Annotated in this window: 18 protein-coding genes and 1 riboswitch; of the genes, 12 read left to right on the top strand and 6 right to left on the bottom strand. The window is 69.1% G+C overall.

The window, feature by feature from the left end:
• Positions 1-221 precede the first annotated feature (221 nt).
• The 4 genes from DSD19_RS03670 to typA all read left to right on the top strand — a co-directional run bounded on the left by DSD19_RS03670 (position 222) and on the right by typA (position 4,663).
• Entirely contained in the window at positions 222-1,436 is a 1,215-nt protein-coding gene (locus DSD19_RS03670; RefSeq protein ID WP_113668560.1) for an NADP-dependent isocitrate dehydrogenase, read from the top strand.
• Positions 1,437-1,552: 116 nt separating this feature from the next.
• Positions 1,553-2,161, top strand: a complete 609-nt coding sequence (locus DSD19_RS03665) for a YitT family protein (RefSeq protein ID WP_081382290.1) — start codon at positions 1,553-1,555, stop codon at positions 2,159-2,161.
• A gap of 14 nt (positions 2,162-2,175) precedes the next feature.
• Positions 2,176-2,511 (top strand): multidrug efflux SMR transporter, encoded by a 336-nt coding sequence (locus tag DSD19_RS03660; protein WP_075785713.1) that lies wholly within the window; start codon positions 2,176-2,178, stop codon positions 2,509-2,511.
• A 331-nt stretch (positions 2,512-2,842) separates the two neighbouring features.
• The gene (gene typA, locus DSD19_RS03655) at positions 2,843-4,663 is read left to right on the top strand and encodes a translational GTPase TypA (RefSeq protein ID WP_113668559.1); all 1,821 of its coding nucleotides are present in this window, start codon (positions 2,843-2,845) and stop codon (positions 4,661-4,663) included.
• Between the two features lie 154 nt (positions 4,664-4,817).
• Here typA and DSD19_RS03650 read toward each other — a convergent pair whose 3' ends face one another.
• The 5 genes from DSD19_RS03650 to DSD19_RS03630 all read right to left on the bottom strand — a co-directional run bounded on the left by DSD19_RS03650 (position 4,818) and on the right by DSD19_RS03630 (position 12,840).
• Complete coding sequence (locus tag DSD19_RS03650) at positions 4,818-5,105, bottom strand: DUF1330 domain-containing protein (RefSeq protein WP_113668558.1); 288 nt, start codon at positions 5,103-5,105, stop codon at positions 4,818-4,820.
• A 4-nt stretch (positions 5,106-5,109) separates the two neighbouring features.
• Positions 5,110-7,779: an alanine--tRNA ligase gene (gene alaS / locus DSD19_RS03645; protein ID WP_113668557.1), complete on the bottom strand. Its 2,670-nt coding sequence runs from the start codon at positions 7,777-7,779 to the stop codon at positions 5,110-5,112.
• 154 nt (positions 7,780-7,933) lie between these two features.
• Positions 7,934-9,004 (bottom strand): recombinase RecA, encoded by a 1,071-nt coding sequence (gene recA / locus DSD19_RS03640; RefSeq protein ID WP_075785709.1) that lies wholly within the window; start codon positions 9,002-9,004, stop codon positions 7,934-7,936.
• A gap of 200 nt (positions 9,005-9,204) precedes the next feature.
• A complete protein-coding gene (locus DSD19_RS03635; protein ID WP_243627705.1) occupies positions 9,205-11,526 on the bottom strand; it encodes an ATP-binding protein in 2,322 nt (773 codons plus the stop codon).
• A 135-nt stretch (positions 11,527-11,661) separates the two neighbouring features.
• Positions 11,662-12,840 (bottom strand): RsmB/NOP family class I SAM-dependent RNA methyltransferase, encoded by a 1,179-nt coding sequence (locus DSD19_RS03630; protein ID WP_113668556.1) that lies wholly within the window; start codon positions 12,838-12,840, stop codon positions 11,662-11,664.
• 180 nt (positions 12,841-13,020) lie between these two features.
• Positions 13,021-13,117, top strand: a riboswitch (TPP riboswitch).
• Positions 13,118-13,160: 43 nt separating this feature from the next.
• Between DSD19_RS03630 and thiM the strand changes: the two genes are divergently transcribed.
• The 3 genes from thiM to thiD are packed head-to-tail and all read left to right on the top strand — an operon-like array spanning position 13,161 to position 15,417.
• Positions 13,161-14,003 (top strand): hydroxyethylthiazole kinase, encoded by an 843-nt coding sequence (thiM, locus tag DSD19_RS03625; RefSeq protein ID WP_075785707.1) that lies wholly within the window; start codon positions 13,161-13,163, stop codon positions 14,001-14,003.
• Positions 14,000-14,614, top strand: a complete 615-nt coding sequence (thiE, locus tag DSD19_RS03620) for a thiamine phosphate synthase (RefSeq protein WP_113668555.1) — start codon at positions 14,000-14,002, stop codon at positions 14,612-14,614. The genes thiM and thiE overlap by 4 nt, the downstream gene beginning before the upstream one ends.
• On the top strand, positions 14,611-15,417 hold the full coding sequence (gene thiD / locus DSD19_RS03615; RefSeq protein ID WP_075785705.1) for a bifunctional hydroxymethylpyrimidine kinase/phosphomethylpyrimidine kinase: 807 nt from the start codon (positions 14,611-14,613) through the stop codon (positions 15,415-15,417). The genes thiE and thiD overlap by 4 nt, the downstream gene beginning before the upstream one ends.
• A gap of 24 nt (positions 15,418-15,441) precedes the next feature.
• Here the strand turns inward: thiD and DSD19_RS03610 are convergent, their stop codons facing one another.
• Positions 15,442-17,379, bottom strand: coding sequence for a M1 family metallopeptidase (locus tag DSD19_RS03610; RefSeq protein WP_113668554.1), 1,938 nt, complete (start codon positions 17,377-17,379; stop codon positions 15,442-15,444).
• Between the two features lie 260 nt (positions 17,380-17,639).
• Here DSD19_RS03610 and cysG point away from each other — a divergent pair, with 260 nt between their 5' ends.
• The 5 genes from cysG to DSD19_RS03585 are packed head-to-tail and all read left to right on the top strand — an operon-like array spanning position 17,640 to position 22,128.
• Complete coding sequence (gene cysG, locus DSD19_RS03605; RefSeq protein ID WP_113668553.1) at positions 17,640-19,016, top strand: siroheme synthase CysG; 1,377 nt, start codon at positions 17,640-17,642, stop codon at positions 19,014-19,016.
• Positions 19,013-19,318 carry a DUF2849 domain-containing protein gene (locus DSD19_RS03600; protein WP_113668552.1) on the top strand — a complete coding sequence of 102 codons (306 nt, stop codon included), beginning with the start codon at positions 19,013-19,015 and terminating at the stop codon, positions 19,316-19,318. Before cysG ends, DSD19_RS03600 begins: the two co-directional genes overlap by 4 nt.
• Before the next feature lie 2 nt (positions 19,319-19,320).
• The gene (locus tag DSD19_RS03595; RefSeq protein WP_113668551.1) at positions 19,321-20,973 is read left to right on the top strand and encodes a nitrite/sulfite reductase; all 1,653 of its coding nucleotides are present in this window, start codon (positions 19,321-19,323) and stop codon (positions 20,971-20,973) included.
• Positions 20,963-21,709 (top strand): phosphoadenylyl-sulfate reductase, encoded by a 747-nt coding sequence (locus tag DSD19_RS03590; protein ID WP_113668550.1) that lies wholly within the window; start codon positions 20,963-20,965, stop codon positions 21,707-21,709. Before DSD19_RS03595 ends, DSD19_RS03590 begins: the two co-directional genes overlap by 11 nt.
• A complete protein-coding gene (locus DSD19_RS03585) occupies positions 21,706-22,128 on the top strand; it encodes a DUF934 domain-containing protein (RefSeq protein ID WP_113668549.1) in 423 nt (140 codons plus the stop codon). Before DSD19_RS03590 ends, DSD19_RS03585 begins: the two co-directional genes overlap by 4 nt.

Here is a 22,128-nt window from a genome sequence, read left to right as displayed (position 1 = left end):
CCCCCGAGGGCGGAGCGTTTTTTCATTGGCCACTCGTGGTTCGGCCCTCCCCGCGGCCCCTGCCGAGCGCTGTTCCGGATCGGGGACCGAGATCGGATTGACCCAAGGGAACCTCGCTTGCGCGCCATTCCGTATACAACCGCATACTATCTTCCCCGTCGTGCCTCTTTGAGGTATCACCCAATCCGAAAGCGCGAATCCCGCACCGAAAAGAGGCGCCCATGACAAAGATCAAAGTCGAAAACCCGGTCGTCGAGCTCGACGGCGACGAGATGACCCGGATCATCTGGGACTTCATCAAGAAGAAGCTGATCCTGCCCTATCTCGACCTCGATCTGCTCTATTACGATCTCGGCATCGAAGAGCGCGACCGGACCAACGACCAGATCACCGTCGATGCCGCCGAGAAGATCAGGGACGTGGGCGTCGGCGTGAAATGCGCCACGATCACCCCAGACGAGGCGCGGGTCGAGGAATTCGGCCTCAAGCAGATGTGGAAATCGCCCAACGGCACGATCCGCAACATCCTGGGCGGCGTCGTCTTCCGCGCGCCGATCATCTGCAAGAACGTGCCGCGCCTGGTGCCGGGCTGGACCCGTCCCATCGTGATCGGCCGTCACGCCTTTGGCGACCAGTACCGCGCCACCGATTTCCGCTTCCCCGGCAAGGGCCAGCTGACGATGAAATTCGTCGGCGAGGACGGCCAGGTGATCGAGAAGGTGGTCTATGACGCGCCCGCCGCCGGGGTCGCCATGGGCATGTACAACCTCGACCAGTCGATCATCGACTTCGCCCGGGCCTCGATGAATTACGGCCTCTCGATGGGCTGGCCGGTGTACCTCTCGACCAAGAACACCATCCTCAAGGCCTATGACGGCCGCTTCAAGGACCTGTTCCAGAAGGTCTATGAGGAAGAGTTCGAAGAGCAGTTCAAGAAGGCCGGCATCACCTACGAACACCGCCTGATCGACGACATGGTCGCCTGCGCCATGAAATGGAACGGCGGCTTCGTCTGGGCCTGCAAGAACTACGATGGCGACGTGCAGTCGGACACCGTGGCCCAGGGCTTCGGCTCGCTCGGGCTGATGACCTCGGTGCTGATGACCCCCGACGGCAAGATCGTCGAGGCCGAGGCCGCGCATGGCACCGTCACCCGGCACTACCGCCAGCACCAGAAGGGCGAGCAGACCTCGACCAACTCGGTCGCCTCGATCTACGCCTGGACCGGCGGGCTCAAGCACCGCGCCAAGCTCGACGGCAACGAGCCCTTGATGCATTTCGCCCAGACGCTGGAGCGCGTTGTGGTCGAGACCGTGGAATCGGGCTCGATGACCAAGGATCTGGCGCTGCTGGTCGGCCCCAACCAGAAATGGCTGACCACCATGGGCTTCCTCGAGAAGATCGACGAGAACCTGAACAAGGCACTGGCCGGCTGAACCGCCCACGCCCTGAGCAGCCAAAGGGGGCCGGCCGCCGCGTCGGCCCCTTTTCGGTTTCAAGGCACTGGACAAGCCGCGCCCGCCGCGCCATCCCCTAGCCCATGCCGACCGACATGCCCCCGCCGACCGTTCCCCGCCATTCGCTTCTGGAGGATGCCCAGGGGCTGGTCGTGGGCACGCTGCTGGTGGCGCTTTCGGTGCAGATCCTGAAAAGCGCAGGCCTTGTCACCGGCCAGATCGCCGGGCTGTCGCTGGTCGCGAGCTATGTCAGCGGCTTCGGCTTCGGGCCGGTCTTCTTTGCACTGAACCTGCCCTTCTACTGGCTGGCGCTGCGCCGGATGGGGCTGGCCTTCACCGTCAAGACCTTCAGCGCGGTCGCGTTGCTGTCGCTGTTCACCGAACTCATGCCGCATGTGCTGACGCTGGGCCGGGTGCAGCCGCTGGCCGGATCCATGCTGGCCGGGGTCGTCGCGGGCGCGGGGCTGCTGGCGCTGTTCCGCCATGGCGCAAGCCTCGGCGGTGTCGGCATCATGGCACTCTGGCTGCAGGACAGCCGGGGCATCCGCGCGGGCTGGGTGCAACTTGGCTTCGACGCCATCGTCTTCGCGCTGGCCTTTGCGGCGATCCCGCCGCTGACCGTGCTGTGTTCGCTGGCGGGCGCGGCGGTCCTGAACGTGATCATCGCCACCAACCACCGGCGCGACCGCTATATCGCGCGCTAGGTCCGGAGCGCACCATGCCCAAGCATTACCTCTATCTGCTGCTCGCCGTCGTCGCCGAGACCATGGCCACCAGTTCGCTGCAGGCAAGCCAGCAATTCACCCGGCTCTGGCCCTCGGTGCTGGTGGTGCTGGGCTATGCGCTGTCCTTCTATTTCATGGCCCTGACCCTGAAGGTGATGCCGGTCGGCATCGTCTATGCGATCTGGTCGGGGCTTGGCATCGTGCTGATCTCGGGGATCGGCTGGGCGGTCTTCGGCCAGCGCATCGACTGGCCCGGCGCGCTGGGGCTCGGGCTGATCATCGCGGGCATTCTGGTCATTCACCTCTTCTCGAAGACCGCCGCGCACTGACCGGCCCCTGAAGAAGAAAGCTGCCCTGGCGGGACGGCTTTCGCGACGGTCGAAACATTCGGACGCGCGGCGGCGCCGCCGGACCGGGCCAAACGCCCTGAAACAGGCGGTCAAAGCGCCTGAAACAGCCGCTCATATCACCCCCGGACAGAATTCGACCCGCAGCGGCCCTGCCCTCGTCGCAAGAATGCTGCATTGAGCCCGCTGATCTGCCATCACGTCATCGCCAACGCCGGACCCGGCCCGTAAAAACGCGCCGTGGCGATGGAGACTGGTCTTTGGCCGCTGCACAGGGTATGTCCGCCGCAACCCCCATTTCGAGGCATATTCGATGGACCTTCGCAATATCGCGATCATCGCACACGTGGACCATGGCAAGACGACGCTTGTGGACCAGCTCCTGAAACAATCCGGCGCCTTCCGCGAGAACCAGTCCGTGGCCGAACGCGCCATGGACTCGAACGATCTTGAACGCGAGCGCGGGATCACCATCCTGGCGAAATGCACCTCGGTCGAATGGGACGGCCACCGGGTCAATATCGTCGACACCCCCGGCCACGCCGATTTCGGCGGCGAGGTGGAACGGATTCTCAGCATGGTCGACGGGGTGGTGCTTCTGGTCGACGCCGCCGAAGGGCCGATGCCCCAGACCAAGTTCGTGACCGCCAAGGCGCTGGCGCTGGGGCTCAGGCCCATCGTCGTCCTGAACAAGGTCGACAAGCCCGAGGCCGAACCCGACCGCGCGCTGAACGAGGTCTTCGATCTGTTCGCGAGCCTCGGCGCCAATGACCAGCAGCTCGACTTTCCGCATATGTATGCCTCGGGCCGGTCGGGCTGGGCGGATATGGAGCTGGACGGGCCGCGCAAGGACCTGCACGCGCTCTTCGACCTGATCCTCGAGCATGTCCCGGCCCCGAAGCAGCTGGCCCGGACCGACGCACCCTTCAGCATGCTGGCGACCACGCTTTCGGCCGATCCCTTCATCGGGCGCATCCTGACAGGACGGGTCGAAAGCGGCCGGGTCAAGCCGGGCGACACCGTGAAGGCGCTGTCGCGGACCGGCGAGATGCTGGAAAGCTTCCGGGTGTCGAAGGTGCTGGCCTTCCGCGGCCTGTCGCAGCAGCCCATCGAGGCGGGCGAGGCGGGCGATATCGTGACGCTCGCGGGCATGTCGAAGGCGACCGTTGCCGATACGCTTTGCGCGCCGCAGGTCACCGAGGCGCTGCCCGCCCAGCCCATCGACCCGCCGACGATCAGCGTCAGCTTCGGCATCAACGACAGCCCGCTGGCGGGTCGCGAAGGCAAGAAGGTGCAGTCGCGGGTGATCCGCGAACGCCTGATGCGCGAGGCCGAACTGAACGTCGCGATCCAGGTGACCGACACCCCCGGCGGCGAGGCCTTCGAGGTCGCGGGCCGGGGCGAGCTGCAGATGGGCGTGTTGATCGAGAACATGCGCCGCGAGGGCTTCGAGCTGTCGATCTCGCGCCCGCAGGTGCTGATGCGCGAAGAGAACGGCCAGCGGCTGGAGCCCATCGAAGAGGTCACCATCGACGTCGATGATGAATTCTCGGGCGTGGTGATCGAGAAGCTGACCGGTGTGCGGCGCGGCGATCTGGCCGAGATGCGCCCCGGCGGCACCGGCAAGACCCGGATCATCGCCCATGTGCCCTCGCGCGGGCTGATCGGCTATCAGGGCGAATTCCTGACCGACACGCGCGGCACCGGCGTGCTGAACCGCGTGTTCCACGACTGGGCGCCGCACAAGGGGCCGATTCCGGGCCGGCGCGCGGGCGTTCTGGTCTCGATCGAGGACGGGGTGTCGGTGGCCTATGCGCTGTTCAACCTCGAAGACCGCGGCAAGCTGTTCATCGGCGCGCAGGAGCAGGTCTATCAGGGGATGATCATCGGCGAGCATTCGCGCGACAACGATCTGGAAGTGAACCCGCTGAAGGGCAAGAAGCTGACCAACATCCGCGCCTCGGGCACGGACGAGGCGGTGCGGCTGACGACGCCGGTCAGGATGAGCCTCGAGGAGGCCATCGCCTATATCGACGACGACGAGCTGGTCGAGGTGACGCCGGGGTCGATCCGGCTGCGCAAACGCTATCTCGACCCGCATGAGCGCAAGCGCCAGGCCCGCGCCGCGGGCTGAGCCCGCCATCCTGCGGACGCCCTTCGGGCGACAGTTTCAGAGACGGCCCCTGTCGGGGCCGTTTTATTTTTGGGTATTTGCGCCAAGAAGACATGCAAAAGGCCGCGCCCGGGATCGGAGCGCGGCCCTTTCTTCTGGTGTGGCCGAGAGGCGATCAGTCGTTGATCTCGACGACCATCAGTTCGCGTTCCGAAGCGCCGCGTGCGTGATCGAGCGCGGCCTGATAGTCGGAGCTGTTATAGCAGGCAACCGCAGCCTCGACGGACGGGAAGCGGGCGACCACGTTGCGGGGCCGTTCGCGCCCCTCGAGCTGGACGAAGCGGCCGCCCCGCGCGATGAACTGGCCGCCATGCGCGGCGATGGCGGGGCCGGCCAGTTCGGCGTATTTTCCATAGGCCTCGGCATCGGTTACGGTGACATGGGCGATCCAGAGCGCGGGCATCGGATCACTCCCATTCTATTTTGAAAATTGCCTCTTCGGCCGCCTTGATCGCAGCTTCGGCATTGGCGGCGTCCTTGGCCCCGCCCTGGGCCATGTCGGGCCGGCCACCGCCGCCCTTGCCGCCAAGTTCCGCGACCGCCGCCTTGACCAGATCGACCGCCGAGACCGTGTCCGTCAGATCCGGGGTGACCCCCGCGGCGACCGAGGCCTTGCCGTCGGCCTCGGCGATCAGCAGGATCGCGCCAGAGCCGAGCCGGGCCTTGTGCTCGTCGATGATCGGCGGCAGGTCCTTGCCGGAAATGCCGTGCAGGACCTGGGCGAGGAAGGGCACGCCATGGACCTCGCGCACCTCGGGGGCTGCGCCCGCCGGGCCCGCCAGCGCCAGCTCGCGGCGAAGCTGGGTAACCTCGTGTTCCAGCGCGCGGCGTTCCTCGACCAGGCTGCGGATGCGCGCGACCACATCCGAAGCCGGGGCCTTGACCGCCTCGGCCACCTCGGCGAGGCGCTGCTGCTGTGCGATCAGATGGTCGAGCGCCGCCTGCCCGGTCAGCGCCTCGATCCGGCGCACACCGGCCGAGGAGGCACTGTCGCCCAAGACGACGCACAGCCCGATATCGCCGGTGCGGGCGACATGGGTGCCGCCGCAGAGCTCTATCGACCAGGTCTGGCCGTCCTGCCCCTTGCCGGTCGCGGCACGGCCCATCGAGACGACCCGCACCTCGTCGCCGTATTTCTCGCCGAACAGCGCCTGGGCGCCGATGGCGCGGGCATCGTCCGGCGTCATGATCCGGGTCTCGACCGCCGAGTTCTGGCGGATGAAGCCGTTGACCTGGCTTTCGACCGCGGCCAGTTCCTCGACCGCCATCGCCTTGGCATGGCTGAAATCGAAGCGCAGCCGGTCGGGCGCGTTCAGCGAGCCCTTCTGCGCGACGTGATCGCCCAGCGTCTGGCGCAGGGCCTCGTGCAGCAGGTGGGTAGCCGAGTGATTGGCGCGGATCGCCGAACGGCGGGCATGATCCACCCGAAGCTCGACCGCGTCGCCCACGGCCAGCGGCGCCTTGGCGGGCGTCACCTTGTGGGCAAAGAGCCCGCCCGGCATCTTCTGGGTATCGAGGATCTCGCCCCGCCCCTCGGGCTTGAGATAGGTGCCGGTATCGCCGACCTGGCCGCCCGATTCCCCGTAGAACGGGGTCTGGTTGACGATCATCCAGCCGGTCGTTCCGGGGGCAAGCTCGGGGACCTCGGCGCCGTCGGCCACCAGCGCCATCACCTGGCCTTCGGCGGTTTCGGTGTCGTAGCCGAGGAATTCGGTCGCGGCGACGCGCTCGGCGATCTCGAACCAGATGGTCGATTCCTTCGTCTCGCCCGATCCCGCCCAGCTGGCGCGGGCCTTGGCGCGCTGTTCGGCCATGGCGGCATCGAAACCCGCCACATCGACCTTGCGGCCCTTCTCGCGCAGCGCGTCCTGGGTCAGGTCGAGCGGGAAGCCGTAGGTATCGTAGAGCTTGAACGCCGCCTCGCCGGGCAGATCGCCATCCTCGGGCAGACGGGCCAGTTCCTCGTCGAGCAGCCGCAGGCCGCGGTCCAGCGTCTGGATGAAGCGGGTTTCCTCCAGCTTCAGCGTCTCTTCGATCAGCGCCTGGGCGCGGCGCAGTTCCGGATAGGCCGCGCCCATCTGGGTCACGAGCGCGGGCACGAGGCGATACATGACCGGGTCCTGGCTGCCCAGAAGATGGGCATGCCGCATCGCGCGGCGCATGATCCGGCGCAGCACATAGCCGCGGCCGTCATTCGAGGGCGTCACCCCGTCGGCAATCAGGAACGAGGTCGAGCGCAGGTGGTCGGCGATCACCCGGTGATGGACGTTGCCCGGCCCGTCGGGCTCGGTCGAGGTGGCATGGGCCGAGGCCTCGATCAGGTCGCGCATCAGGTCGGTGTCGTAATTGTCGTGCTTGCCCTGCAAGAGCGCGCCGATCCGTTCGAGCCCCATGCCGGTATCGATGGACTGCGCCGCCAGCTCGCGCCGGGTGCCGTCCTCGAACTGTTCATACTGCATGAAGACGAGGTTCCAGATCTCGATGAACCGGTCGCCATCCTCGTCGGGCGATCCGGGCGGGCCGCCCCAGATGTGATCGCCATGATCGTAGAAGATCTCGGTGCAGGGGCCGCAGGGACCGGTCGGGCCCATCATCCAGAAATTGTCATTGGTCGGGATGCGGATGATCTTGTCGTCGGACAGCCCCGCGACCTTCTTCCAGATCGAGGCCGCCTCGTCGTCGGTATGGTAGACCGTGACCAGAAGCCGGTCCTTCGGGATGCCGAAATCGCGGGTCAGCAATTCCCAGGCAAAGGGGATGGCATCGGACTTGAAATAGTCGCCGAAGCTGAAATTCCCCAGCATCTCGAAGAAGGTATGGTGGCGCGCGGTATAGCCGACATTGTCGAGGTCGTTATGCTTGCCGCCGGCGCGCACGCATTTCTGGGCGGTGGTGGCGCGGGTATAGTCGCGCTTCTCGACCCCGGTGAAGAGGTTCTTGAACTGCACCATGCCGGAATTGGCGAACATGAGCGTGGGATCGTTGCGGGGAACGAGCGGCGAGCTGTCGACCACCTGGTGGCCGTTCCGTTCGAAATAGCTCAGGAATGTCGAGCGGATCTCGTTCAGGCTGGGCATCGGTCTGAGACCTTTCGGGGGAGTTTTCCGGTTTGTCGTCCGATGTATCGCCGCGGGCAGGGCCTGTCCATGGGTCAGACGCGCAAGCCCCGTCCTGAAAGCGGAACACCCGCCCAGTGGGGCGGGTGTCCGAAGCCTGGGTCTGGCGGGCGCGTCAGTCCTCGATCATCTCGTCGTTGTCGTCGCCGCTCATGTGAAAGTCGAGCCCGTGGGCGGCGCGGATCTTGTCCTCGATCTGCATCGCGACCTCGGTATTCTCGCGCAGGAAGTTCTTGGCGTTCTCGCGCCCCTGCCCGATCCGTTCGTCGCCATAGGAATACCAGGAGCCCGACTTCTCGACCACGCCGGCCTTGACGCCGAGATCGAGCAATTCGCCGGTCTTCGAGATGCCTTCGCCATACATGATGTCGAATTCGACCTGCTTGAAGGGCGGCGCGACCTTGTTCTTGACGACCTTGACGCGGGTGGCGTTGCCCACCACCTCGTCGCGGTCCTTGATCGACCCGATCCGGCGAATGTCGAGCCGGACCGAGGAATAGAATTTCAGCGCGTTGCCGCCCGTCGTGGTCTCGGGGCTGCCGAACAACACGCCGATCTTCATCCGGATCTGGTTGATGAAGATCACCATGCATTTCGAGCGGCTGATGGACCCGGTCAGCTTGCGCATCGCCTGACTCATCAGCCGCGCATGTACGCCAAGATTGGAATCGCCCATGTCGCCTTCCAGCTCGGCCTTGGGCGTCAGCGCGGCGACCGAGTCGACCACCACCATGCTGACCGCGCCCGAGCGCACCAGCGTATCGACGATCTCAAGCGCCTGTTCGCCGGTATCGGGCTGGCTGATCAGAAGCTCGTCGAGATTGACGCCCAGCTTCTTGGCGTAGATCGGGTCGAGCGCATGTTCGGCATCGACGAAGGCACAGACGCCGCCCTTCTTCTGTTCCTCGGCCACGCAATGCAGCGTCAGCGTGGTCTTGCCCGAGCTTTCGGGGCCGTAGATCTCGATGATGCGGCCCTTGGGCAGCCCGCCGATCCCCAGCGCGATGTCGAGACCGAGCGAGCCGGTCGAGGTCGCCTCGATCTCCTGCACGGGGTTGTCCGCCCCGAGCCGCATGATCGAGCCCTTGCCGAACTGCCGTTCGATCTGTGCCAGCGCCGAGTCGAGCGCCTTCTGTTTGTCCGAAGCTTTCTTGTCTGCCATGTCCAGGAGGTTCGCCGTCGCCATGTTCGGTTCCTTATTCCACACCCGGAAGCGGGCGGCAATGACTGCTCTTGTTCGCTTCTTGTTCTCATTCATATGAGATCAAAAAGCGAACATTGCAAGTCAAATTGTTCCCATTCTCAGGATCGACCGAAACAGTTAAGGAAGTGTTCACGCCCGCCGAGATCGCGCGGCCGGGCCCTGAAGCCAGGCGCGCCGGGCGGTCACGAGACCTCTTCGGGCAGCCGTCCCTCTTCTTCGTCGGGGTGGCCTTCTCGCGCGCGGGCCGCGGCGCGCAGCTGGCGCTGGACGGTGGCGGTCAGATCGGCCAGCGAGAAGGGTTTCGGCAGATAGACCGAATTCGGGATCCGCGCCTTGATCTCGCCGAAGCTGTCCTCGGCATAACCCGAGACGAAGATCACCCGCGTGCCCGGACGGTCGGCCAGGGCCTTGCTGACCCAGCCCGGCCCGTCGAGACCCGGCATCACCACGTCACTGACGAAGACATCGACCTTGAGATCGGGATCGGAGAGCTTTTCAAGGGCCTCCTCGCCGCTTTCGGCCTCCAGCACGGTATGGCCGCGCATCCGCATCGCGCGGGCCGCGAAGGAGCGCACGGGCGCCTCGTCCTCCACCAGCAGAACCACCGCCGATCCGGGCTGGTCCTCGACCGTGCCCTGCTCGCGCCGGGGCGCGGCCGGGCCGATTTCGCCGGCATAGGCGGGCAGGTAGACCGAAAAGCAGCTGCCCTGCCCGACCGTGCTGTCGACAAAGACAAAGCCGCCGGTCTGCTTGACGATGCCATAGACGGTCGACAGCCCCAGCCCCGTGCCCTCGCCGGGGCGCTTGGTCGTATAGAAGGGCTCGAAGATCTTGGTCAGCCGGTCGGGCGGAATGCCATGCCCCTCGTCGCGGACGCGGATCATCGCATAGGGGCCGGGCGGCACCACGGCGCGGTCGCGCTGCAACTCGGTGCTCAGCTGCACCGCCTCGGTTTCCAGCCGGATCTCGCCGCCCTCGGGCATCGCGTCGCGGGCATTGACCACGAGGTTCATCACCACCTGTTCCAGCTGGCGCTTGTCGGCGCGGATCGGCGGCAGCGCCTCGGCATGGCGCATCCTCAGGCGCACCTTCTCGCCCACCAGCCGGTCCAGCAGATGGGCCAGTTCGCCCATCGTGTCGCGCAGGTCCATCACCTCGGGGCTGAGCGTCTGCTTGCGCGAGAAGGCCAGAAGCTGGCCCACGAGGCTCGCCGCGCGGTTGGCGTTCTGGTGGATCTGCACCAGATCGCCGTAATCGGGATCGCCCGCGTCATGGCGCAGCATCAGCAGGTCGCAATGTCCCGAAATCGCGGTCAGCAGGTTGTTGAAGTCATGCGCCACCCCGCCCGCCAGCTGGCCGATCGCCTGCATCTTCTGACTTTGGGTGAATTGCGCCTCCAGCGTCTTCATCTCGGTCACGTCATGCAGCACCGCGACCAGACCGCCGCCGCCCATCCGCGCCAGCGCCACCTGCACGAAAAGCTCGCGGTCATCGCGGGCCACACGCAGCACTTCGGCGGTGTTGGGGGCGCGACCCTGGGCGGCATCGGCCAGCCAGTCGCCGACCGACCGTCCCAGCCCTTCGAGTCGGTCGCAGAGGTTCAACGCCTCGCCGGCATAGGCGCCCAGCAGCTTGTTCGCCCGGGCATTCGACAGCCGCACCGTGCCGTCGATGTCGAGCTGCAGGAGAGCGACCGGCAGCGCGTCCAGGAACCCTTCGGGCGCCTCCGCGGCCCGCGCCCCGGCCGCCTCGGGCAGGATATAGAATTCGCGCCCGCCATCGGCCATGCGCAGCTGCACCAGGCGGCGGCGGCTCGGCCCCTCGGGGGTTTCGACCATCACCTCTTCGGTCTCGTCCGATGCGCCGCCCAGCAAGGCCGCCACGCTGTCGGGACTTTGCCCGATCAGCGCGCGGGCCGCGGCGTTGATGACCGCGAGACGCCCGACCGGATCGAGCCGGACCATCGGCAGCGCGATTTCCGGCCCGTCGGCGGCACAGGACTCGAGCCGCCAGAGAAACAGCCCCGACCCGGCGCGTTCGACGGCGATCCGAAGCGGCCCGGAGGCCAACGTACGTTGGGCCGAGGCCGGAAGGCCCCGGGCGGCGGCCGAGATCAGGTCGGCGACGGCGTGACCCGGATCGGCAAAGAACGCCTGCAGGGCGTCCGCGACCGGCTGGCCGCGCACCGCCGCGACACGGCGCAGCGCCTCGGGGCTTGCGATCAGCACGCAACCTTCGGAATCGGTGACCAGTGTCGCGCCCGGCGCACTGGCGCAGAGCCGCCGCAACCGGTCCGAGGGGATGTCCGACACCGGCCGCCCGAAGAGGCGCAGCAGCACGGCCAGGCAGGCCAGCGTGCTGCCCGCCGTCAGCAAGGGCGCGAAAAGCCCGGGCCAGGGCGATGTCCAGGCCGCCGCAACCAGCAGAACCCCAAGCGCCAAAGCGACCCAGGCGCGGTCGGCATGGGCCGCCGCGGATCGCCGGACAGTCACCAGAACGGGCACGAAACGCAACAATGAGGCCTCCCGGAAAGAGCGTCTTGCCCACTCTTTCTCCACAGCTATTAATCGAAGGTTAATGCGACCCGCCCGAGATGACCCGGCGGCACGGGATCGCCGGATAACGCAGCGTAACCCTTGTCAGCCATCGCCCCGCCGCAGCACCGCCGCATAGAATCCGTCGCCGCCATCAAGCGGGGTCAGGCGCCGCTCGGCGACCTCGGTCCAGCCCGGCGTATTGGCAAGAAACCGCGCGACCTGCGCGTCGTTCTCGGCCGACAGGAGCGAGCAGGTGGCATAACCAAGATGCCCGCCCGGCGCGACCAGTGCTGCGGCCCGGTCGAGAATGCCCGCCTGCAGCGCGGTCAGCCGGGCCAGATCGTCGGGGGTCGTGCGCCATTTGGCCTCGGGGCTTCGCCGCCAGGCGCCACTGCCCGAACAGGGCACGTCGCAGAGCACCAGGTCGAAGGGCGCTGCCTCGTCGAGATCCGCGCCGTCAAGGCAGGTCACCGCGATTCCCGCCCGGGCGGCCCGGTCGGGCAGATCGCGCATCCTTTGCGGGGCCGCGTCATGGGCGTAATGCCGGGCCGTCCCGCGCGCGGCCATGGCCAGCGTCTTGCCGCCGCCGCCCGCGCAAAGGTCGAGCACCCGCGCGCCAGCATCCAGCGGCATCAGATCGGCCACCGCCTGCGAAGCCGCATCCTGCAGTTCGACCACGCCGTCGGCAAAGGCGCGCGACTGCTGGACGCGCCGCGCCCCGGCCGTCACCTCAAGCGCGGTGGGCGAAAGCGCATGCGGCCGGGTCTCGATCCCCTCCCCCGCCAACTGAGCCGCCGCCTCGTCCCGGCCGCTGCGGCGCAGATTGACCCGCAGGAAGACCGGCGCGCGGTGCCGCAGCAGGTCCATCACCGGGCGGAAGGCCGGGCCGAGGCTGTCGCGAAGCATCTCTTCCAGCGCCTCGGGACAGTCGCAGGCGACCGCCTCGGGCAGATCCGCCAGGCCGGGCATGGGCGCGCGTTCGGCCTCGGACAGCGGCGCCGGGGCGTGGCCCTCGCCGGTGAAGACCGTCCCGGGGTCCGTGCCCTCGGCGCGCAGGGCGCCCAGCATCATGCCGCGCCCCGTCGCCGCGCCGCCCAGCGCGGCGAAGGATCGGGCGCAGCGGATCGCATCGAAGACATGGTCGCGGATCGCGGCCCGGTCCTTCGAGCCGGCAAAGCGGTTCTGCCGCGCCCAGGTGGTCAGCAGCTTCTCGGCCGGAGCGCCCTCGCGCCAGGCATCGAGCAGCTCGGCCGCCGCCGCGATCCGCGCCGCGGGCGTCACGCGCGGCCCAGCCCGGCCCGTTCGCGGCCCGCCGCAACATCATGCTCTGTCATCGCCCGCCATCCCTTCATCCGATCCGCCCCCGTGGGGGGTGCCCGTCTTCTGGCAGCCGCGTCCCCCGCGTGCAAGCGCGGCCCTCACCCGGGGCCTTTTCATCCGCGCCCGGACGTGGTTTGGTGGATCCCGTGACAGGGGCGTCCGGATCTGCCCGGGCTGAGAAGCACCCTTAGAACCTGAACCAGATCATGCTGGCGGAGGAAGTCGCGTGCCGGGCCCGAAAGCGGGCCGATGCGGCCGTCCGATGCCAGGGGAGGACAGCCATGCCCAGCGCGACAGAGACCCCGACCGGCGCCCCGAGCCAAACCGCAAGCCCCACGCCCGGCGCCCATCTTGCCGCGATGCGCGACCGCGCGCCTCTGGTGCAATGCATCACCAATTTCGTCGCCATGAACACCGCCGCGAATGTGCTGCTGGCGGCGGGTGCCTCGCCCGCGATGTTGCACGCGGCCGAGGAAACCCGTGAATTCACGCCGCTGGCGCAGGCGCTCTCGATCAATATCGGCACCCCCTCGCCGCATTGGGCCGCCGGCATGAAGGCCGCGGCCGGGGCGGCGCGGGCGGCGGGGCTGCCCTGGGTGCTCGACCCGGTGGCGGTTGGCGCAACCTCGTACCGTCAGGCGCTTTGCGGCGATCTTCTCGCGCTGGAGCCCGCAGTCATCCGGGGCAATGCGTCCGAAATCCTTGCGCTGGCCGGGGCCGCCACGCGCGGCAAGGGCGCGGACAGCGCCGACCCGGTCGAGGCGGCCGAGGCGGCGGCGCGGGCCCTCGCCCAGCGCAGCTGGGCGGTGGTCGCGGTCACCGGGCCGGTCGATTACGTGACCGACGGCACCCGCGCCTGGCGCGTTTCCAATGGCGACCCGATGATGCCGAAGGTCACCGCGCTGGGCTGTTCGCTGACCGCGCTGGTCGCGGCCTTCGTGGCGGTCGAGGGCGCCGATCGCGCCGAGGCGACGGTCGCGGCGCTGGCCTGTTTCGGGCTGGCAGGCGAAATCGCGGCCAGGGGTGCATCCGGTCCCGGCAGCTTTGCGGTCGCGCTGCTCGACGCGCTGCACGCCATGACGCCCGAGGCGCTGGACCTCGGCGCACGGGTCGAGCCCTCATGAACCGCAAGACGCTCGCCGTCTATTTCGTCACCCCCGACGGCGCCACGCCGGATCTGGTGATGGCGGCGGTCCGGGGCGGCGCCAGCATGGTGCAGTTGCGCGACAAGCAGGCCAGCGACAGCGATCTGATCGCGCTCGCCCGGCAGCTGAAACCGGATCTGACCCGGCGCGGCGTGCCGCTGATCGTCAACGACCGGCTGGCGGTCGTGCTGGCCTCAGGGGCCGACGGGCTCCATGTGGGGCAGTCCGACGGCGCCCCAAGCGCGCTGCGCAAGGCCCTGGGACCGGGGCGGCTGCTTGGCCTGTCGGTCGAGACCCTGGCTCAGCTCGACGCCATCCCCCCGGATGCGGTCGATTACCTGGGCGTCGGCCCGGTCCATGCGACCGCGACCAAGCCCGATCACGCGGCCCCGCTGGGCGTCGAGGGGCTCGGGCGGATCGTGACCAGGACCACCCTGCCCTGCGTCGCGATCGGCGGGCTCGGGGTCGCGGACGCGGCCGGTGTCAAGGCGGCGGGCGCCGATGGCATGGCCGTGGTGTCGGCGATTTCCGCCGCGCCCGATCCGGCGGCGGCGGCACGCGCCCTGGCCGAAGCCTGGAGAAGCGCATGATCCCCAATATCCTGTCGATTGCCGGGTCCGACCCCTCGGGCGGGGCCGGGATTCAGGCCGATCTGAAGGCCATCGGCGCCAATGGCGGCTATGGCATGGCCGCGATCACGGCCCTGACCGTCCAGAACACCCAGGGGGTGCGCGGGGCAGAGCTGGTGGCGCCCGCCCTGGTCGCCGACCAGATCCGCGCGATCCGCGAGGATATCCGCATCGACGCGGTCAAGATCGGCATGCTGGGCTCGGCCGCCATCGTCGAGGCGGTGGCCGGGGCGCTGGCCGGGCTCGACGCGCCGGTGGTGCTGGACCCGGTGATGGTGGCCAAGGGCGGCGACCGGCTGCTGGCCGAAGAGGCCGTGGCCGCGCTTTCGGCCTATCTGATGCCGATGGCCGCCGCGATCACGCCGAACCTGCCCGAGGCGGCCGACCTTCTGGGCCGTCCCGAGGCGCAAGACCGCTTTGGGATGGAGGCCCAGGCCGAGGCGCTTCTGGCGCTGGGGCCGCGCGCCGTTCTGTTGAAGGGCGGCCATCTGTCCGGCTCGGACAGCCCCGATCTGCTGCTGGACCCGACCGGGCGGGTCTGGTTCGAGGGGCCGAGGATCGACAGCCCCAACACCCATGGCACCGGCTGCACCCTCTCGTCGGCGCTGGCGACCTGGCTTGCCCGGACGGGCGAGATGCGCCCTGCGGCCGAAGCGGCGCGCGCCTATACCCGCGCCGCTATTATGGGCGCGGCGGCGCTGTCGGTCGGGCACGGTCATGGGCCGACCGACCATTTCTTTGCGCTGAGGAACCTCCCGGTCTGACGGACCCCCTTGGGGCGGGGCCGGTCAGTCGAAGCGGCGGCTCAGCGGCGTGGCGCCGGTCGGCCAGTCGCCCGCCACCACAGCGGCCCCGCCCGCAAAGGCCGCATAGCTTTGGCCTGCCTGATAGCGGAGCGCGCCCAGCTCGGAGGCCAGATCCTCGATCCGGTCGGCCGAAAGAAACCCGATGAGCCGCCCGCCCGGGTCGCGCTCGACCCAGGCGCGCGCACGGCCGGCATCCATGCTCCAGGGCGCGGGCGCGGACAGATGCGCCATCCGCCAGGCCGCCACCTCGGCCCCCGAGCCGACCACGATCAGCGCGGGCGCGGTCTCGGCCGCCGCCGCATCGACCAGCCGCGCCGGGCGCCGCAAGAGCCGCGCGCCCAACGCCTCGGCCGCTGCCGTCTCGCCGCCAAGCGCCAGCAGTACCGGTTCGGGTCCGGCGAAGAGATCGCCCAGCATCGGCGGCACCTCGCCCGGGGCCAGCGCGCGGGCCAGATCGAAATCGGGATCGACCGAAACCGCCCGCGCCGGAGCCCGAAGCCGCAGCGTGGCCTCGCCCCGCCCGGCATCGAGCGCAACCAGATGGCGTTCGGTCCCCGCCCCCGTCTCGACCACCACGGGCACCGACAGCCGGTAGGCGGGCAAGGACTGGCCCAGCACCAGATGCAGGGCCGTACCCTCGGGCTCGGCCGCCTCGAGCCGCAGCGCGGGCAGGCCGCTGCGGGTCAGCCACTGGTCGAAGAACCCGCCCAGATCGCGCCCGGACACGGCCTCGAAAGCGGCGCGAAGGTCGTGCCAGGCCGCGACCCGGTCGTGATGGTCGGCATAGAAACGGCGCAGGCCCGCGCGCCAGTCCTCGGGACCGAGCTCGGCCTTGAGCATATGAAACAGAAGGGCGGCCTTGCCGTAACCGACCGCCTGCCGGTCGCCATGGGCGGCCGCGCGGAACTCGGTCAGCGGCCGGTCCTCACCGGCGGGCAGCGCCGCGAGATCGCGCAGCCAGCCCAGCCGCATCGCGCGCGCGACCTCGGGGCCCGCATCCTCGGCCAGCGCATGGTCGGCCATGTAGGTCGTCAGCCCCTCGCACCAGTTGCCGCGCCGGTAATCGACGGCCACCGCATTGCCCCACCAGGAATGCAGCACCTCATGGGCCAGCGACCGCCCGCGCATATAGCCATGGCCCAGGATCGACTGGCTGACATAGGTCAGACCGGGCATCCCCAGCCCGACCGGGATCGGCGCCGAGACCACCGAGAAGCCGGGATAGGGATAGGGGCCGATCTCGGCCGAGAAGCGGTCGATATAGCCCGCGACGGCCTCGGTATAGGCGGGCGAATAGGCGGCATCGCGGGGCTCGAAATAGGTGCGCAGCCGCAGCTCGCCATGCATCGCCTCGCCGACGGTATAGCGCCCGGCAAAGACCCCCATGTCGGCCGCGCGACCGGTGAACACGAACTGGGCGCTCCGCCCCTCGGCGCCGACCGCCTCGGCGCCGAGCGTGCCGGTCGCGGCCGGGCGCCAGCCCGCAGGCACCTCGAGGTTCAGCTCGAACCTGGCGCGGGGCGCTGAATCGACCGGCAGCCAGCCCGAGCCCAGAAGATAGCTTGCCGTCTCTCCGCGCGCGACCTCGCCGATACCGGCCGACAGCGGGGGCAGCGTCCCGGTCAGCCGCACCGTCACCGGCCGTCCCATATGCCGCGCCGCCCGCAAGACGCCCGAACCTGGTACCGGCGTCGCATCGCCGCCGATCCGAAGCGTCTCGATGGTCAGCCAGTCCTGCCGGGGCAGCGTCACGTCTCCCTGCGGCGCGGGCAGCACCGCATCGAGCGCCAGCGCGCCGGTCGCTGGGTCAAGCGTCAGGGTCACCGCCTCTTCGCCCAGCATCTCGGCATGCGGTCCGGCCCAGACGGCCGGTCCGGCCAGGGCCGGAAGGACGGCAAGCAGCAGGGGACGAAAACGCATCGGCAGGTCTCCGGGCAGGCGATTTTCGCGAAGGTTAGGCGCGGTTCGCCGCCAGAGCCAGCGGATTGCGCGCCTGCCGCTGCAAGACGGGCGTTCGTCCGCTGCGGCCCGCACCGGGCAGGTTTCCAAGGAAAAGGGATTGAATGGGATTTCCTCCCGCCATGACTGCAATGGATGGAGTTATGACCCTTTTTCCTCCGGGTTATCGCCTTATTTCAGGAATTTTGTTCTACTGCGGGAAAGTCACAGGGAGAGTCCCGATGAAGTTCTTCCCGATCTTCCTGCGCACCGAGGGCGCGCGGATCGTGGTGTCAGGCGGCGGCGAGACCGCGCTGGCCAAGCTGCGTCTGCTGCTGAAGACCGAGGCCCGGATCGCGGTCCATGCCGCCGAGGCCGACCCGAAGATCCTCGACTGGCAGGCCGAGGGGCGTCTAAGCTGGGTCGCGCGGCCCGTCGAGGCGGCCGATCTCGACGGCGCGCGGCTGGTCTATGCCGCGACCGACGATGCCGCCGAGGATGCGCGCGTAGCAGGTCTCGCCCGCGCCGCCGGCGTGCTGTTCAACATCGTCGACAACCGCGCCGACAGCGCCTTCATCACCCCCGCGCTGGTCGACCGCGCCCCCGTCGTCGTGGCGATCGGCACCGAGGGCGCGGCCCCGGTGCTGGCGCGCCGGATCAAGGCAGGCCTCGAAGCCTGGCTGCCCGCCGGGCTTGGCGCGCGGGTGCGCGAGGCCGATGCCTTCCGCCCGGCGGCCGAGGCACTGCCCAAGGGCCGGGCCCGCCGCCGCTTCTGGGACGACGCCTTTGCCGGGCTTCTCGACGGCATGCCGGGCCCCGCCCCGCAGCTTGCCCCCCTGCTTGAAACCCACAAGGCGGCCGCAACGGCGGCGGGCGAGGTGCTGTTCGTCGGCGCAGGCCCCGGCGATCCCGACGACCTGACGCTGCGCGCCCGCCGCGCGCTCGACCGCGCCGATGTGGTCATTCACGACCGGCTGGTGCCCGCGCCGATCCTGGAACTCGCCCGCCGCGAGGCCGAGATCGTCGAGGCGGGCAAAACCGGCTTTGGCCCCTCGACGCCGCAGGCGGACATCAACGGCCTGATCGTCGACCGTGCCGCCCGGGGTCTTGTGGTGGTTCGCCTGAAGGCAGGCGATCCGTCGGTCTTCGGACGGCTCGACGAGGAAATCGAGGCCTGCGAGGCCGCCGGTATCGCCTGGTCGGTGGTGCCGGGGCTGACTGCCGCCTCGGCCGCTGCCGCAAGCCTTGGCCAGAGCCTGACCCGGCGCGGCCGCAATTCCGAACTGCGCGTGCTGACCGGGCATGACGTGAAGGGCCTGGCCGATCACGACTGGGCCGCGCTGGCCCGGCCGGGTGCGGTCGCCGCGATCTACATGGGCAAGCGGGCCGCGCGCTTCATCCAGGGCCGGCTGATGATGCATGGCGCCGAGGCCGCGACCCCGGTCAGCGTGGTCGAGAATGCGGGCCGCCCCGAGGAACGCATCCTTTCCGCAACGCTGGGCAGCCTGCCCGCCGAGATCGCCGCCGCCGGGCTGACCGGTCCCGCCGTCATCCTGCTGGGTCTGGCGCCGCGCGCCGCCGCCCGGTCCGTTCCCGCCCTGCGCGAGGTCGCCCGATGAAACGCCGCTTTCACCCCAGCGTGGTGACCGCCAACGATCTGTTCGAGGGCCACCCGGTCTGGCGCACCGCAGAGGGGCGCTGGTCGGCCACGATCCGCGAAGCCGAAGTGCTGCGCGATCCCGAGACCGCCGAGGCCCGCCTTGCCGCAGCCGCGTCGGATGCCGCTCGGGTCGTCGGCCCCTATCTCGCCGAGGTCGCGACCGCCCCCCAGCGCCCCGCGCCGCTGCATTTCCGCGAGGTTTTCCGCGTCCGGGGTCCCGCCCAGGCCTCTGACCGCCTCGACCACCTTCCCGGAGAGTGACGATGTACGCCTATTCCGATTTCGACGAGAGTTTCGTGCGCGACCGCGTGCGCCAGTTCCGCGATCAGGTCGAACGCCGGATCGACGGCCGCCTGAGCGAGGACGAGTTCAAGCCGCTGCGCCTGATGAACGGGCTTTATCTGCAGCTTCACGCCTACATGCTGCGCGTGGCCATTCCCTATGGCACGCTCGACGCGCGCCAGATGCGCCAGCTTGCGGCGATCTCGGAACGCTGGGATCGCGGTTACGGCCATTTCACCACCCGCCAGAACATCCAGTTCAACTGGCCGAAACTTTGCGACGTGCCCGACATGCTGGACGCGCTGGCCGATGTCGGCATGCATGCGATCCAGACCTCGGGCAATTGCGTGCGCAACGTGACCTCGGACCATTTCGCGGGCGCCGCCGCCGACGAGATCGCCGATCCGCGCCCCTATGCCGAGCTGCTGCGGCAATGGTCGAGCGATCACCCCGAATTCCAGTACCTGCCGCGCAAGTTCAAGATCGCGATCACCGGCGCCACCGCCGACCGCGCCGTCACCCGCGCCCATGACATCGGGCTGCGCGTCGTTGCGCGGGACGGCGCCGTGGGCTTCGAGGTCAGCGTCGGCGGCGGGCTTGGCCGCACCCCGATGATCGGCCGCATCATCCGCGACTTCCTGCCCGAGGCCGATCTGGTGCCCTATGTCGAGGCGGTGCTGGGCGTCTACAACCAGCTCGGCAGGCGCGACAACAAGTACAAGGCCCGGATCAAGATCGCGGTCCACGAGATGGGGCTCGACACCATCCGCGAACTGGTCGAGGCCCGCTTTGCCGAAACCCGGTCCGAATTTCCCGGCGCCGAGGCCGCCCTGGCCGACATCCGCGCGGCCTTCCGCGCCCCCGATTTCCGCGCGGGCGGTACCGCGACCCCGTCGGGCAGCCCGGCCTTCCGGGCCTGGGCGGATACGAACCTTGCCCAGCACCGGCGCGAGGATCATGCCATCGTCACCGTCTCGCTGAAGACGCCGGGTCAGCAGCCGGGCGATGCCAGCGCCGGTCAGATGCGGGCAATCGCCGATCTGGCCGAAACCTTCGGCTATGACGAGATCCGGATCAGCCACCGCCAGAACGTGATCCTGCCCCATGTCCGCAAGGACGACCTGCCCACCGTCTTCGAGGCGCTGGCGGCGGCGGGGCTGGCGGCGGCCAATGCCGGGCTGATCTCGGACATCATCGCCTGCCCCGGCATGGACTACTGCGCGCTGGCGACGGCCCGCTCGATCCCGGTCGCGCAAGAGATCGCGGTCCTGTTCGAGACCCTCGATCTGGCCCATGAGGTCGGCCCGCTGAGGCTGAACGTCTCGGGCTGCATCAATGCCTGCGGCCATCACCATGTGGCCGATATCGGCATCCTCGGGCTCGAACGCGCGGGCGTCGAGACCTATCAGATCACGCTGGGGGGCGATCCGACCGAACGGATCGCCATCGGCGAGCGCACCGGTCCGGGCTTTGCCGCGGACGAGATCGTGGGTGCGGTAGAACGTATCGTGACGGCCTATCTGGAGCTTCGCGACAGCGCGGACGAGACCTTTGCCGATGCCTATCGGCGGCTGGGGCTCGCGCCGTTCCAGAAGGCGCTTTATTCCGAGGAGAGCAGGGAAAATGCGGCCTGAAAACGGGTTCGAACGGGCAGAGACCCGGCTTGCGGCGCTGAACCGGCGCCTGGACGGCGCGACGCCGCAAGAGGTGCTGGCCGAGGCGGCCGACCGCTTCGCCGGGCAGCTGGCGCTGGTGTCGTCCTTCGGGGCGGAATCGGTCGTGCTTCTGCACATGGTGGCCGAGCTCGACCCCGGCCTGCCGGTGCTGTTTCTGGAAACCGAGATGCTCTTCCCCGAGACGCTGGCCTATCAGCGCGAGGTCGCGGACCTGCTGGGGCTGACCGGCGTTCGGCTGCTGCACCCCGATGCCGAGGCGCTGGCGCTGCACGACCCGGCGGGCGATCTGCACCGCAGCGATCCCGATCTCTGCTGCCACCTGCGCAAGACCGAACCGCTGGAACACGCTCTGGCAGGCTTCGGCGCCTGGGTCACCGGGCGCAAGCGGCACCAGACCCGCGAACGGCAGGCGATGCATGTCTGCGAGACCGACGAGGCCGGGCGGGTCAAGATCAACCCGCTGCATGCCTGGGGCCGCGAGGATGTGGCCGCCTATATCGACCGTCACGACCTGCCCCGGCATCCGCTGGTCTCGCGCGGCTATCCGTCGATCGGTTGCGCGCCCTGCACCAGCCGCGTCTCCCCGGGCGAGGACCCGCGCGCGGGCCGCTGGCGCGGGCAGGACAAGCAGGAATGCGGCATCCACCTGGTCAATGGCCGCTTCGTGCGGATGGGCACGGAGGATGTGGCATGAGCGACCGGGTTCTGATCACCGATGCGGGCTTCGGCCCCGTCGATCCGGCCGAGCGCTATCTGGGCCTCGCCGATCTCGTGGCGGCGCCAGGGGCGCAGCGGGTCGATCTCGGCCCCGAGACCGACCCGGCCGCGCTGGGTCCCGATCTGGCGCGGATCCAGGCCATCCGCATCGCCTTTCCGGCGGTGTCGGACGGGCGCGGGTTCACGCTGGCGCGGACGCTGCGGCGGATGGGCTTTACCGGGCGGCTGCGTGCCGCCGGGCAACTGATCCCCGAGCAATATCCAATGGCGCGGGCCTGCGGCTTCGACGAGGTCGAGATCGACGCGGCCCGCGCACAGCGCCAGCCCGAGGCCGACTGGCGCGCGGCCGCAGGGCGGCAGGGTTATCTCGCGCGGTTGCGGCGCCCGGCCGCCTGA

It is taken from the genome of Rhodovulum sp. BSW8 (genome assembly GCF_003314725.1).
Classification (GTDB): domain Bacteria; phylum Pseudomonadota; class Alphaproteobacteria; order Rhodobacterales; family Rhodobacteraceae; genus Rhodovulum; species Rhodovulum visakhapatnamense.
Note: the sequence above shows the minus strand (reverse complement) of the source record. Positions and strands in the feature narration are given on the sequence as shown.